Here is a 14,400-nt window from a genome sequence, read left to right on the forward strand (position 1 = left end):
CCATTGCCAGCTTTAGGATAAAAGGGTTCAATCACTTCCAGCAGTTGAGGCCACGGCAGCAGTTTATCCATTCTGGATAAGAATATCTCTTTACGGGTCTGGCGGCGCTTGCTGGAAAACTCACTATCGGCAAAAGTTAACTGTTGGCTCATGGGCGGTAATGGCTGTGATTTACTATGCAGCTATGATCTCACATCGGGGACTTATTCGCATCTTCCTTAGCGCTTTGGCGTTTTTACCGGAGGCCGACATTACCCACAGGTTGTCGTTACCGTTTTGATTACTCACAAAATACAGTTTGTCGCCAGTCACCATGGGTTCGCGTGCCGAAGCGTCGTGGGCGTCGGTAAGCAGCAGCGCCTCGGTTTGGCTACCCAGCTTGTAACGCCACAATTCGCCCTGGGCACCACCGCGATAATAACGGGCGTTGTCGCGTGACACCTGCAGGCCAAACTGGGTGAAATAAAGCGTGTCAGAAGCTTCGTCAATGGCGCCTTCAATGGCATCGGCAACCGGTACTTCCTCGGTATTCAGGGTAGCCGGATCCACCTGTTTTAACGACCAGTTATTAGCGGGGCCTACCCGGGTATTGGTGCTGTATAACAATTTACCGTCGCTGGTCCACTGCTGCAGATACACGTAGCTGTTTTCAAAGGTTACCCGCCTGGCTACTCCGCCTTCGGTGGGGATCACATACACTTCGGTTGCGCCTTCATAGTTAGCGGTAAAGGCGATTTGTGTTCCGTCTGACGAAAAGGCCGCTTGTTGTTCCTGCGCCAGATTAGTGGTCAGGCGGCGGGTGGCTGCGCTTTCCATGTCATGTAACCAGAGGTCGCCTTCGGCGGTAAATACCACCTGGTTATCGTGCAGGTCCGGGTCGCGGTGGTAGCCGGATTTGGCCATCGAATGGAAGGACATGAGCAATAGGCTCATGCCGACAATAGTTCGTTTTTTCATGGTGTTATTCACTTTGTCGTCGTTTTTTATAGTAGGTCGTGCTCATGGCAGTAAACGAGAGAAAGTGAGTAAAGTCAAACCGGGGCCGACCGATGGCTGTAAATCCCGGTTTGCTGGCAGGAGCAGGGCTAATGCTAATCTTCTTCCAGTTGAATAAGGTCGCCCGGCTTGCAATCCAGTGCCTCACACAGCGCCAGTAGAGTGGAGAAACGAATAGCTTTGGCTTTGCCGGTTTTCAGGGTAGACAGGTTAGCCATGGTGATACCAACGCGTTCAGATAACTCGGTGAGTGACATCTTGCGCTGCAGCATGACCATATCCAGATTTATTTTAATGGCTTTAGACATAATTATATGGTCAGTGATTGTTCTTGTTTCATCTGAAAAGCGTACTCGAGTATCTGGGCCAGTACCAGCAATGCCCCGCTAATCAGAATGCCCTCGATAGGTATTGAAACATAGGGAGAAAGTTGAAGTTGTTTATGAAACTCACCGATTTCCGCCAGTATCGCCATGCCGCACAGGTAGGTAAGAAAAGGCGAGACAAGGCTATAAACCAGGATAAGCAAGCCTAGCTTTTTTACATAAGCGACATTTTCCAAATCGAAAATACGCTGAGTAGCCAGGTTAGCGAACAATTTACGCAGGTTATAAAATGCCAGCAAACTGAATATACCGCTGATGAGTATGGAATCTGTATTAGCAATAAAAAAGGCTGCCCGGCCGCTGGTATTATTGAGTTTAAGTTTGCCATCGACCTGCATAATTTCACTCGCCGCTGCGGTGACATCATTGGCAATCACCGTGGCGTTAAACCAGTATTCGATATCGGTGTGGCGCTCGCTGATTTCCCCGGGAATATTTAATCCGACAACGAGGATAAAACCAGCTCCTACCAGCATTGCGAGTCCACTTAAATAATAAAGAAAGTCGAACCACGTCTTGAGCGCCGGGGTGTATTTCGGGGCCGGTAACTGGCTGCTGGTATTCATAATATCTGATGATTCCTGACTGGTCATGGTCAATTCCTTGCTTAGTTATGCTGACTATTACTTTAGCACTCGCTTCTTCTTTTACAATAATTATTTATCGAAAAACAATAAACATTTATCGTTGTTCGTTGTTTTTCTTTACTGTTCAGCTGCTTATATAAGCGCCGAATCTGTAACAAAATGTTGTTAGCGCTTGCAATGAATAGGGTTGTTGGTTAAATTCTGCACACTACATTATTCGGAGTTACCGCCATCATGAACAACTAAGCCTGTCGTCCATTTTTATCGTTATTTTTTTGGATCTACAGGGTTAGTCGGCGTAGCTCACTATCGTAATAGTATGGCGTTTTACCGGCGCGATGCTGCCTCTTAAATTTGCAATGTGCTGCTAAGCTGAAGCCCGCTTAACGGGAGGCGTTAATGCCTATACTTCAAGCACACAATCTTAGTTATCAACTGCCTGCGGGCGACACGCTTTTTCATTCTGTTTCGGTATCAATGTCTTGCCGCCGTGTGGGGCTGGTGGGCCGTAATGGTGCCGGTAAATCGCTATTGGCAACAATTTTAACGGGTAAGCGGGTGCCTACCGGTGGCACCGTAGTTTGCAATGCCGATACCGGCGTATTCTGCCAGCAACCTTCGCACTTGCTGGCGAGTGAGGCGACTATCGCCGAAGTTCTTGGCGTGGCACCTGTACTTGATGCGCTTTCGCGAATTACCAAAGGTGAATGCACTGACCATTTGTTTGAGTCGGTGGGTGAGCAGTGGGATTTGCCTGCCCAGCTTGCCAGTCAACTGGCAACGCTGGGCCTGCCTGATGATCCGCAAACCCGATGCGCAACACTCAGTGGTGGTCAACTGGCGATACTACGCCTATGGCAACTTTTTAAGGGCGAACACAACTTGTTAATTCTGGATGAGCCATCTAATCATCTGGATCGCCGTGCCCGGCGCTGGTTACAAGCGCAAGTTCAATCCACTGCGGCAGCGGTACTGCTAATAAGTCACGACCGTGAATTATTGCAGGGAATGGCAGAAATCTGGGAGCTTAATCAAAACGGGATAACAGTGTATGGCGGTAATTACGCTCAGTATGCCGCGCAAAAGCAATCTCATGAGCAGGCATTAAACCGTCAGATTGAAACACTGCACAAGCAGCAAAAGCAAGTTCAGCAACAAGCCCAGCGAAGCCTTGAGAAGGCCGCGCAACGCGCTGCCCAGGGGCAAAAATTGCGGGGCAGTCAGGCTAAATGTTTACTGGATAAACAAAAGGACCGCGCGACGGCCAGTGCTGCTAGTCGCAATAAGAATATCGAAGGCAGGCAAAAACAGTTACAGCAACGAGCCAGCCAACTGCAATCAGCACAATGCCTAACCCAAAAACAGGCTATCCATCTACCCTCTGCTAATGCAGGCAATAAAAAAGCTCTCACTCTCCTTAATGGCGTGCTGGCATTTGGTAGCTCACAGCCATTTAATTTGCAGGTGGGAGAAGGGGATAAACTGCATCTGCAAGGCGATAACGGTAGTGGTAAGTCCACTTTACTAAAAACGCTGACGGGCGAGCTATCGCTGCAAGCTGGAGAGCTTCATGTTAATACTCCGCTGTGTTATCTCGATCAGCACTTTAGCTCGGTGGTGCCTACGCTCAGTTTACTGGATAACCTTTTACAGCAGTGCCCGGCGTTAAGCGAGTCTGACGCGCGCACTTTACTGGCTGGTATCGGCTTTCGCCGCGACAGTGTTTTTAACCCGGCCGAAAGCTTAAGTGGCGGAGAGAAAATGAAACTGGCTATGTTAATCGTCAGTCATCAGCCGCAGCAGCCATTTTTGTTACTCGATGAGCCCGACAATCACCTGGATTTGAATGCAAAAATCCTGTTGGCAGCAGCGCTAGACCGATATCAGGGCGGTTTTATTTTAATTAGTCACGATAGCGCATTTGCTATTGAGGCCGGGGTTAAAAGTGCTTATCACCTAAACAGTGGCGAGAGTCAGGCAGCATTTGGTGCTGGTATTTTGTCAGACGTTACTGTACAAGGGCGGTAAATTTACGTAGGGACTCCGCTTTAATGAGTCATGAGCAGCAGTGAAAGTTTATCCTCAAGCCGGAATAGACCGGTTATATTTTGGCATGAGCATGACCCAGGTACGCGAGGCCTGGGGGCAACCAGAAGACATATACCATTTCCATCCACTGTGCGACAGCCTGGAGGAGCGGGATGTTGTGTGGCAATACGCCAACGGTACTGAGCTGAGTTTTTCATCCTGCGACAATTTTGTGCTCGGGACGATTTCGGTCTCATCCTCCGAAGCTGAGCTGGAAGGCAAATGTGTTATTGGTAAATCGATTCTGGAAATACGCTTAATGTTTCCTGATCTGGAATTAGATGATGATTTCGATGAGTTTGGCCAGGACTACCTGCTGGCCGACAAGGATGTGTCACTGTGGGTGGTTGCTGGCAAAGTTGACACCATTAGTCTGTATCCTGACTATGATGAACATGGCAGTATGAGAGTTAATCAACCGCTCAGCGAGCAGGGCAGTTAAGCGGTTATTATCAATCGTTGAGAGTATGGCATGACGACCTTTGTTAAATCTGTAACCCTTAGCGCTAACGGCGTGACGATGATACCACTGGAAGCCGCTCATGAGGCAGGTTTAAAGGCTGCTGCCGCCGATGGCGAATTATGGCAGCTGCGGGTGACTTCAGTACCCGAGCCCGAGGCCACGGCAGATTATATTAACGCAGCACTGCGCGCCCGCGAGGCCGGTGAGCGCTTTGCCTTAGCGGTGATCGAGCAGACAACAGGAAATGTGCTGGGGACAACCAGTTACCACGATATTCTGCCTGCGGTTAAACGTCTTGAAATTGGCTATACCTGGTATGCCAAAAGCGCCCAGCGAACCCATGTGAATACCACCTGCAAGTTGCTGATGCTGTCACACGCTTTCGATGTACTCAACTGCCACGTAGTCGGGTGGCGCACCGATAATTATAATTATGCCAGTCAGCGGGCCATAGAGCGTTTAGGCGCCAAAAAAGACGGTGTGATCCGCGGCCATCATATGCGCCGTGACGGCACCATCCGCGATACCGTGATGTATAGCCTGCGCCAGGGTGAATGGCCGGAAGTGCGTGCCCACCTGAATTATTTGTTGAGCTGCTACCGATAAGGCAATTTATTTAGCACGCTTTAGCCTGGCGGATAAACGTTTTGCACTGCGTAATAAAAGCATGACTCTGGGGGCTGACCTCACCATCGCGCGCGTAATTGAGAGCGATAAAAGCCTCACAGATTGCTTTAAACTGCCTGGCCGATTGGGGAGATAGCCGCTGCGCTGCGCGTTCGGCAAAGTGCTCAGGACCGTCATTATGACGCTCGAGACCGGTAATCTGCTCAGCCTTTTGGCTGGCCTGTAAAAACCAGCGTAGGTTAGCTGGTGGGCGTTTACGCTGCCAGTGCGGGATAAAGTAAAGTGCCAGCAGCAAGCCGATCACCAGGCATATACCCAGCATCAGAAACATGATCCGCTGAGTGGTTACCTTGCCTAATAACAGTGCCAACAGATTTTGCTGACGTTCAGCGTCGAATCCAAGCACCCAGCGGCTCCACTGGTAATCCAGTAAACTATAAAGATTGCGTAGCTCGGCAAACAGCGGCAGCTGTTGCAGTCTGGCCATCTGGTTATTGGCCAGGAATGACTCTTCTTCCACGGCTTGCTGCAACCCCAGCTCCAGTCGGGCCGGAGCGACGATACCGCTGGGATCAAAACGGACCCAGCCGCGGCCGTCCAGCCACGCCTCTACCCAGGCATGAGCGTCATACTGATAAACGCTGAGTACGTCTGGTTGTAACGATTCGCCGCCATGATACCCGGCTACCATTCTGGCCGGAATGCCCAGTAACCGCAGTACATAGCTCATGGCACTGGCGTAATGAGCACAAAAGCCTTCCTGATGGATGAACAGAAAATCATCAATGGGATGATCCGGCATTGGCGGCGGTGTAAGGGTATAACGGAAGCCCTGGTCGACAAAATAATCCAGCACTGCCTGCACCCGTTCAACCTGGGTAGCGTTGTCGGCGGCGATTTGTTCGGCCCAGGCCTGGGTTTGCGGATTCACCGCTGTATTATTCGGTAACTGCAGGTTAAGCCTGCTGTCGATGCTGTAGAGTGTCTGGTCCATCGGCGTGGTGGGATAAGAACGCACCCGGTAAGCTCGCCGCGACGTAATCGGTGTTTCGCTGAGCAAGGAATAGTCACTGCTTTGCCAGATGGCTTGTGAACTGTTCAGGTCGTCGGGTATGGCCACATCTATGCTGAATAACCAGTGCTTGTTAGTGGGCTCGGTAATTACCTCATACTCCCACCAACTGCCACTCACCCGGGGCTTAAACTCGTTATTAAGCAAGCGATATTGTTTGCGCACCTGTTTGCGCAGCGGACTGACAGACCACTGTTTGCCATCAAAATACTCAAGGGTCAGGGCTCGCCAGTAACGTTCGGCGGGCGGCGGCAGAGCGCCAGTAAACGTGGCTCTGAAAGCCAGCTCGCCGGATTGGGTGAGGTTGGCGATATCGCCGGGAGTTACCGTATCGGTTAAGCCGGTTTCGGTACTTTTCGACACTGGCATTTTCCATAAGGGGGGCAGCTTAGGTAATATCAGGAACAACAGGATAGCGATGGGCAGAGCCTGCATACTCATCACTGACAGCCGTTTGATATGCCAAGGTAAATGCTGTGAAGGTGAAAAGTAGCGACCAATGGCAACTAACAACGACAAGGTTAACAGGCCATAAAATAACGTCATGACGACAGATTGATGGAAAGTAAAACCCATGCCAATAACAAACAGGCAGGTGCAAAACAGGTGAAACAAATCCCGTGGCCGGTTGAGTATAATGAGCTTTAAGGCGCCTGCCAGGATCAGTAAATTAACCATGGTGAGCAACAGGCCAATCTGCAGGCTGAACCAGCCCAGACACAGGCAGCATAACAACCCCAGTAGATTAATGGTACGCAGCGAGGGCATGGGCTGATACCAGCCAAAGTACATCACGAGGCGAATGCCGGTAGCGCACAGGGAAATTAGTAACACCCAGAATAACAGGGGGGCAAACAGACTCAGGCTCAATACGCAAAACACCAGAGCGATAAGTGCACTGGCGGTTTGGTTGCGAATGGGTTTATCAATCGGCTGCATAGTCTTGCTCGGATTGCCGGTAACGGGCCAGTGATTTAAGGCAACGATGTTTATGAGCCTCGCCGGTGGCGGGCTCTATGCGTTTGTCGCCAATGCTCAGGCCGAAAACATGTTGCTGAGAAGATAACCGGTTAACCTGATAGGTAAGCAGGCCCAGGGCTTTCTCAAGAGGTTCACCGGCGTAAGTATCGAGGCTCAGCCAGCCGCCCTCCTGTTGCGCCTGGTTAAAGATTTTTGTGCTCAGTTCGCCGCCTTTGGCAGCTTGTTTCCAGGCCACTCTGTTCATTGGATCACCGGGCTTAAAGGTGCGTAGCGTGTCAAATTCGTCAATACCGGCCACGTTTCCAGCTGTATCGCCCTGACTGGCGTCGGTGGACGTCAGTTTTAACGCCGAGGCGATGGGCTTGGGGTAGATGGCCAGCGACTTATTAAAATCAAGGTGTGTCCAGCAGCGAAACAGGCCAAGAGGGTAGGTAGATGACAGAGTGATTCTGGGTAAACGAAAAATACCGCGTTGCGCAGCGGGCAGCAGTAATTTAACTTCGCGGTCCTGGTCCGCGCGGCGATTCAGCAAGGCCAGAGAAGTGCCCCGCAGCTGAATATGTAACCCCCCGTAAAAGGGCATGTCCTCACTATTGACGTGCAGTTGCAAACTCAACAGGGCGTGCTCTGAAACGTAGACCGGCTGGATATCCTTCAACGATAGCGATACGGCGGTAAAGTTACGGTAGCTGACAAATAGATGCAGCAAGAAGATAGCCAGCAGAAACTGGCACAATAACAACATCAGGTTGTTTTGATAGTTGGTACCTAAAATGAACAGTCCCACACAGGTGAGCAGGTAGCCAAAGCCAAACCGGCTGGGGAAAATAAACACGTTTTTCAGGTTTAGCTGATAGCGTGGGCTCGGCGGTATTCGCCGCTGCAACCAACGGTTTTGTAAATCGTAAACTGAACGTTTAAGCCGCGAGACCATCAGGCAGCGAGCGGATCGGTAAGGTCAAGAATACGCTGGCTGAGCAGACCATCTTCCCGATAGTCAGTCTGACTGCCACGCAGGCGGTGCTCGGCAACGGCGGTAAAGATTGCCTGTAAATCTTCCGGCAACACAAAATCCCGCTGATGAAGTAATGCCCAGGCCTGCGCGGCGCGCATCAGCGCTTTACTGGCCCGCGGCGAGAGCGGGTAGGGAAACTCGCTGTTATCACGGCTTTGATTGACCAGCCGTAGCAGGTAATCCAGGATCGGATCGCTCACATGAATATCGCTGACCTGCTTTTGAATAGCCTGTAATTGTTCGGCACTTAATACCTGACTGGCAGGCTTTTGGTGATGACTGCTGACACCTGCTGATTCTCGCAACATGCGCTTTTCAGCTTCGCCGTCGGGATAGCCCAGGCTGATACGCATTAAAAAGCGGTCAAGCTGAGATTCTGGCAGCGGATAGGTACCGGCCTGATAACTGGGATTTTGCGTGGCGATAACAAAAAACGGCGAGGGCAGTGAATGCGTACTGCCATCTATGCTTACCTGGTTTTCTTCCATGGCCTCAAGCAGCGCACTCTGCGTTTTCGGGCTGGCCCGGTTAATCTCATCAGCCAGCACTACCTGGCTAAACACCGGGCCCTGATGAAATTCAAATTCGCCTTGCCGGGTGTTGTAAATATTGACCCCTAACATATCAGCGGGAAGCAGGTCGGAGGTAAACTGGATGCGGGAAAAGTGTAAACCAAACACTGTTGCTAAAGCATGGGAGAGAGTGGTTTTTCCCATGCCGGGTAAATCTTCTATCAGTAAATGACCGTCTGCCAGCAGGCAGGTTACCGCGAGCTTAATCTGATGTTGCTTACCAAGAACCTGGCTATCGAGATAAGCCAGCGCCGGTGAGAGATCTGTATGCATGATAATGTCCGGTTTTAGCGCTTTCGTTTTTATACGTCAATTCCATTAGCAGGATTACTCTAGCAAATATAAACAGCAACTTAGGTGATTGTCCTGATACTTAAGTATAGGAGAGAGTAGCGCGCCTGACAGAGATTTTAGACAGTCGATTGGCGATCGATGGAAGTTGTCTGTATAAAGTGCTGCGATCCTCAGCCGGGTTGACTATAATAACCGCCAAAAAACGGAAGTAGTATGTATGAAAACAATAGAAATAGATGATGAGCTGTATGCGTTTATCGCCAGCCAGACAAAACATATTGGTGAGAGTGCTTGTGAAATTTTACGTCGGTTGCTGATCGACGAGCCCGGAATCGTTACTACCGTAGTAACCAGTGGCGCTTCAATTCCTGCGGCATCCGCTGCATCCGCTGCACCCGCTCAGGCAGAAACCACTCCACAGCCGGATGCTGCGACGCCGGTTAAAACCACCGCTAAGGCAAAACCAGCGCCTGCGCCGGTATCAACTGCCTCTGCGCCGGCGGCGTCTGGCGATGACTTACTGCAGCGCGTTAATAAAGATGCCCTGAGTCAGTTCGACAAACGGGTTGATCAGTTCCTGTTTATTCTGCAACAGATTTATCTGCAACACCCGGGCGACTTTGCCAAAGTAGAATCGATTGTCGGCAAAAACCGTAAGTACTTTGCCAGCAGCAAGGAAGAACTTCTCATGTCTGGCAGCAGTACTAATCCAAAAGCCATTCCGGACAGCGGTTTTTGGGTAGTAACAAACAATAATACGGCAAAAAAACTGGCCATGCTGAGCCAGGTTTTGCAGATTTTAGGATATGACGATAAGGTAGTGGAAACCGTTAGCGAAACCTTTGATTCGTAAACAATGATGTGATTTCACGACTTACAAAAGGATATTTTCATGGCGTTACACCCGGAAGCTGGTAAGGCGGCTGCTCCAGAGCAGCTTATTAATGTGGCCCAACTGGTTAGCCAGTATTTTAGTTATCAACCGGATGCCACCGACCCTGCTCAGGCGGTTAGCTTCGGCACCTCAGGCCATCGCGGTACAGCAACTCAGACAACCTTTAACGATATGCATATCGCTGCCATCTGCCAGGCTCTGGCGGAATATCGTGAGCACCAGCAAATTACCGGCCCGGTGTTTATTGGTAAGGATACCCACGCGCTTTCAGAACCTGCGATGATTACGGCGATCGAAGTGCTTAGCGCCAACAATGTATCGGTAGTGATTCAACGCGACGATAACGATTCTAAAGGCTACACGCCAACGCCAGTTATCTCTCGCACCATTATTCGTTACAACCGCGGTCGCAGTGAAGGCCTGGCCGATGGCATTGTTATCACGCCTTCGCACAACCCTCCATCTGATGGTGGTTTTAAATATAACCCGCCACACGGTGGCCCGGCCGACAGTGATGTTACCAAAATCATTCAGGAACGCGCTAACAGCCTGATTGCCAATGGCAATAAAGACGTTAAACGTATCGATTTAAAAGCGGCTATGGCTTCTGACTTTGTGTCGGAACAAGATTTTATGGTGCCGTATATTGAAGATCTGGCAGAAGTGGTGGATATGCAGGCCATTGCCAAAGCCGGTTTAAAACTGGGTACCGATCCGCTCGGTGGTGCTGGTGTGGGCTACTGGAAATATCTGGCAGAACACTATGGTCTGGATATTACTGTGGTAAATCCGCAGGTTGACCCGCAGTTTGGTTTTATGCGCCGTGATAAAGACGGTAAGTTACGGATGGACTGTTCTTCGGCCTATGCCATGGCCGGACTGATAGAGCTTAAAGATAAGTTTGATTTAGCCTGGGGCAACGACCCTGACTTTGACCGCCACGGTATTGTTTGCCCCAGCAGCGGTCTGATGAATCCTAATCATTACCTCGCGGTTGCCATTAATTACCTGTACCAGCACCGCCCGCAGTGGGATGCCAGCCTGAAAGTAGGTAAAACACTGGTCTCCAGTTCCATGATCGATCGTGTAGTGGGCGATATGGGTCGCGAACTGGCAGAAATGCCAGTGGGCTTTAAATGGTTTGTTGAAGGACTGTCGGATGGCACGCTCGGGTTTGCCGGCGAAGAAAGTGCCGGTGGTATTTATCTGCAACGTGACGGACAGACCTGGGCCACCGACAAAGACGGCTTTATCATGTGTTTGCTGGCGGCGGAAATTCTGGCCGTTACCGGTAAGGATCCCGGCGAGCATTATCAGGCACTGACCGAGAAATTTGGTTCACCCTGTTATCAGCGTGTGGATGTGGCGGCCAGTCTGGAAGAGAAAGCCAAACTCTCGGCCATGGACGCCAGCGTAGTTACCAGCGAATCGCTGGCCGGCGAGCCGATAACCAACGTGCAGACTCATGCGCCTGGTAACAATGCCGCCATCGGCGGGGTTAAAGTGTCGACCGAAAATGGCTGGTTTGCTGCGCGTCCGTCTGGTACCGAACAAATCTACAAAATTTATGCGGAAAGCTTTAATGGTGAAACTCACTTACAGGAGCTCATTAAAGAAGCCGAGCAATTAGTAGCAAAAATTATCAAATAGCTACTTCATCTCATTAATTGTTGTAAAATAAATGTTAAAATCCAGCGTGTTGATTAAAATTCATGCTGGATTTTTCTATTTTTAACAAATATTTTACAAACAAGCTGTTCCTTTGCTGTTATATTTGAACTATAGAGTTGTAATTAAATTACATTTTACTGTTAACCAGACATCTATAGTGAGAACCACACATGAGCGCCAAGAAACCCAACGTTGAACGCAATGTGACCATCAACAAAAGCGAATTTAAAGCTGCGGTTGTTAAGCACCTGCACTGTACTTTAGGTACAGATGAGAACAAAGCCAATAACCATGCATGGTGGAAGGCAACCTGCTCAGCCATGCAGGAGCAAGTGCTGGAAGGGATCCGCAAAACCCAGAAAACCCATTATCTGAATGATACCCGTGCGGTACATTATTTTTCGGCCGAGTTTTTGATGGGCCGCTTACTGTCCAATAACCTGCAAAACTTTGGTTTGTTTGAGGTCGCGAATGATGCACTCAATGAACTGGGGGTTAGCCTGAGCGATGTCTTGGAAGAAGAGCCGGACATGGCGCTGGGTAATGGCGGCCTGGGCCGACTGGCTGCTTGTTTTATCGACTCATTAGCCACCATGGAATTGCCGGCCATTGGTTATGGTATTCATTACGAACACGGCTTATTCCGCCAGGAGATTCAGGGTGGCGCGCAAATTGAGCGTCCCGATAGCTGGCGTGATTATGGCAACCCTTGGGAAATTTGCCGTCCTGAGTCGATTCAGGAAGTCTCGTTATACGGTTACGTAGAAACAAAGTACGGTGAAAACGGCCGTATCCAGAAAGAGTGGCACCCGGGCCACATAGTGAAAGGTATCCCATGGGATATTCCGGTAGTAGGCTACGGCGGCAAAACCGTTAACGTCTTGCGTTTGTGGCAAAGTAAATCATCAGGTTACTTTAACTGGGATGTCTTTAACGCTGGTGGTTATGTCGATGCACAGGTCGAAAACGTGCAGGCCGAAACCATCTCAAAAGTGTTGTACCCGAATGATGAAACTGAAGCGGGTAAAGAGCTGCGTCTGATCCAGCAGTATTTCTTTTGTGCCTGTTCACTGAAAGACATTATTCGCCGTTATAAGCGCGCCCACGGTGATGACTGGAGTCGCTTTATTGATCAGGTGGTTATCCAGTTAAACGACACCCACCCGGCTATCGCTATTCCGGAACTGATGCGTATCTTAGTCGACCGCGCTGAACTTGACTGGGATAGAGCCTGGGGTATTTGTACCAAGGTGTTTGCTTATACTAACCATACCTTGCTCCCAGAGGCGCTGGAAAAATGGCCGGCACGAATGTTGGAGAAGATCCTGCCGCGTCACCTGGAAATTATTTACGAAATTAACCACCGCTTTATGAAAGAGGTGGATAAGAAATGGCCTGGCGATAACGCCGTAAAAGCCCGCTTATCAATTATTGAAGAAGGCAACGAGAAGATGGTCCGCATGGGGCATCTGTCTGTTATTGGCTCGTTTGCTGTTAACGGCGTGGCTGAACTGCATTCGCGTTTGGTTAAACAAAACCTGTTCCCGGAGTTTGATGCATTGTGGCCAGGCAAGCTGACTAACGTCACCAACGGTATTACGCCGCGTCGTTGGTTAAAAGCCTGTAACCCGGCACTGTCTAAACTTATCGATAAAAAAGTCGGCGCCGACTGGCCGCTGGACCTTAAAAAGCTGGAAGGGCTGGAAAAATACGCCGGTAATAAAACTTTCCAGAAGCAATTTATGCAGGTGAAGCAGCAAAATAAACAACTGCTGGCCGCCGAAATTAAAGAATCGCTGGGTTTTGATGTAGACACTAACGCCATCTTTGATGTGCAAATTAAGCGTCTGCACGAGTACAAGCGTCAGCATCTGGCGTTACTGCATATCATGGCGCTGTATCGCCGACTGCTGGAAAATCCGGATTACGATATGCATCCTCGGGTGTTTATCTTTGGCGCTAAAGCGGCACCGGGCTATAAACTCGCTAAAGATATTATATACGCCATTAACAAAGTGGCCGACAAGATCAATAACGATGCACGGGTAAATCAAAAGCTTAAAGTGGCGTTTTTGCCTAACTATCGCGTGTCGCTGGCAGAGAAAATGATCCCCGCGGCAGATGTATCAGAGCAAATCAGTACCGCTGGTAAGGAAGCATCGGGTACCGGTAACATGAAACTGGCATTAAATGGTGCAGTGACCATCGGCACATTAGATGGCGCCAATATTGAAATAGCCGAGGAAGTGGGCGATGACAATATCTTTATTTTTGGTTTAACCGTAGATGAAGTCAACGAGCTTAAAGCGTCTGGCTACAAGCCGTATGACTATTACTACAAAAATCCGGAAATAAAAGCAGTGCTGGACTGGCTGGAAACCGATTACTTCACGCCAGGTAAACCCGGTGCGCTGGCATCAATCAAGCAAAGCCTGCTGGATCATGGCGATCAGTATCTGGTACTGGCCGACTATGAAGCTTATTCCAAAGCGCAGGAAGAAGTGGATAAAGCCTACCGCGATAAAGAACGCTGGGCGAAAATGGCGATTATTAACACCGCTAAAATGGGCAAATTTACCTCCGACCGTTCAATCAGAGATTATGTTGAACGCATCTGGAAGCTAAATGCCTGTCCGGTGCGAAAAGGCTAACTGCTGGTTTTACTAAAGCCCCGTTACGGGGCTTTTTTTGTTGCCTGATTAGGCGAATTTGTAAATAATACTAAGGTATTGTGAAGAATACGTGATTGCGCT

12 protein-coding genes and 1 pseudogene are annotated in these 14,400 nt (G+C 49.7%); 6 read left to right on the forward strand and 7 right to left on the reverse strand.

Features of this window, described 5'->3' with window-relative positions; translation table 11 throughout:
- From C6Y40_RS11130 to C6Y40_RS11145, 4 genes and pseudogenes are all read right to left on the reverse strand, one after another.
- Positions 1–152 (reverse strand): annotated as a pseudogene (locus C6Y40_RS11130) (IS5/IS1182 family transposase); the annotation flags it as partial.
- Between the two features lie 22 nt (positions 153–174).
- Positions 175–957 carry a PD40 domain-containing protein gene (locus tag C6Y40_RS11135; protein WP_146129548.1) on the reverse strand — a complete coding sequence of 261 codons (783 nt, stop codon included), beginning with the start codon at positions 955–957 and terminating at the stop codon, positions 175–177.
- Between the two features lie 134 nt (positions 958–1,091).
- The gene (locus C6Y40_RS11140) at positions 1,092–1,304 is read right to left on the reverse strand and encodes a helix-turn-helix domain-containing protein (protein ID WP_105934650.1); all 213 of its coding nucleotides are present in this window, start codon (positions 1,302–1,304) and stop codon (positions 1,092–1,094) included.
- A gap of 2 nt (positions 1,305–1,306) precedes the next feature.
- Entirely contained in the window at positions 1,307–1,975 is a 669-nt protein-coding gene (locus C6Y40_RS11145) for a DUF2975 domain-containing protein (RefSeq protein ID WP_105934651.1), read from the reverse strand.
- A 393-nt stretch (positions 1,976–2,368) separates the two neighbouring features.
- Between C6Y40_RS11145 and C6Y40_RS11150 the strand changes: the two genes are divergently transcribed.
- From C6Y40_RS11150 to C6Y40_RS11160, 3 genes are read left to right on the forward strand one after another with little or no spacing between them, the layout of a single operon-like run.
- Positions 2,369–3,997, forward strand: a complete 1,629-nt coding sequence (locus C6Y40_RS11150) for an ABC-F family ATP-binding cassette domain-containing protein (protein ID WP_105934652.1) — start codon at positions 2,369–2,371, stop codon at positions 3,995–3,997.
- Between the two features lie 40 nt (positions 3,998–4,037).
- The gene (locus C6Y40_RS11155; protein WP_146129549.1) at positions 4,038–4,499 is read left to right on the forward strand and encodes a hypothetical protein; all 462 of its coding nucleotides are present in this window, start codon (positions 4,038–4,040) and stop codon (positions 4,497–4,499) included.
- Positions 4,500–4,529: 30 nt separating this feature from the next.
- Positions 4,530–5,126, forward strand: coding sequence for a GNAT family N-acetyltransferase (locus C6Y40_RS11160; RefSeq protein ID WP_105934654.1), 597 nt, complete (start codon positions 4,530–4,532; stop codon positions 5,124–5,126).
- A gap of 10 nt (positions 5,127–5,136) precedes the next feature.
- On the opposite strand, the gene C6Y40_RS11165 is transcribed toward C6Y40_RS11160, so the two are convergent.
- Genes C6Y40_RS11165 through C6Y40_RS11175 form a run of 3 tightly spaced genes read right to left on the reverse strand, consistent with a single transcriptional unit; the run spans position 5,137 to position 9,093 of the window.
- Positions 5,137–7,158, reverse strand: coding sequence for a transglutaminase TgpA family protein (locus C6Y40_RS11165; protein ID WP_105934655.1), 2,022 nt, complete (start codon positions 7,156–7,158; stop codon positions 5,137–5,139).
- The gene (locus tag C6Y40_RS11170; RefSeq protein WP_105934656.1) at positions 7,145–8,134 is read right to left on the reverse strand and encodes a DUF58 domain-containing protein; all 990 of its coding nucleotides are present in this window, start codon (positions 8,132–8,134) and stop codon (positions 7,145–7,147) included. The genes C6Y40_RS11165 and C6Y40_RS11170 overlap by 14 nt, the downstream gene beginning before the upstream one ends.
- Complete coding sequence (locus tag C6Y40_RS11175; RefSeq protein WP_276309512.1) at positions 8,134–9,093, reverse strand: AAA family ATPase; 960 nt, start codon at positions 9,091–9,093, stop codon at positions 8,134–8,136. Before C6Y40_RS11175 ends, C6Y40_RS11170 begins: the two co-directional genes overlap by 1 nt.
- A 205-nt stretch (positions 9,094–9,298) precedes the next feature.
- Between C6Y40_RS11175 and seqA the strand changes: the two genes are divergently transcribed.
- The 3 genes from seqA (at position 9,299) to C6Y40_RS11190 (ending at position 14,298) form a co-directional block, all read left to right on the forward strand.
- Positions 9,299–9,934: a replication initiation negative regulator SeqA gene (gene seqA, locus C6Y40_RS11180; RefSeq protein ID WP_105934658.1), complete on the forward strand. Its 636-nt coding sequence runs from the start codon at positions 9,299–9,301 to the stop codon at positions 9,932–9,934.
- A 39-nt stretch (positions 9,935–9,973) separates the two neighbouring features.
- On the forward strand, positions 9,974–11,626 hold the full coding sequence (gene pgm / locus C6Y40_RS11185; protein ID WP_105934659.1) for a phosphoglucomutase (alpha-D-glucose-1,6-bisphosphate-dependent): 1,653 nt from the start codon (positions 9,974–9,976) through the stop codon (positions 11,624–11,626).
- 191 nt (positions 11,627–11,817) lie between these two features.
- The gene (locus C6Y40_RS11190) at positions 11,818–14,298 is read left to right on the forward strand and encodes a glycogen/starch/alpha-glucan phosphorylase (protein WP_105934660.1); all 2,481 of its coding nucleotides are present in this window, start codon (positions 11,818–11,820) and stop codon (positions 14,296–14,298) included.
- The last annotated feature ends 102 nt before the right edge of the window (positions 14,299–14,400 follow it).

The organism is Marisediminitalea alba, assembly GCF_002993365.1.
In the GTDB taxonomy this organism is placed as follows: Bacteria; Pseudomonadota; Gammaproteobacteria; order Enterobacterales; family Alteromonadaceae; genus Alteromonas; species Alteromonas alba.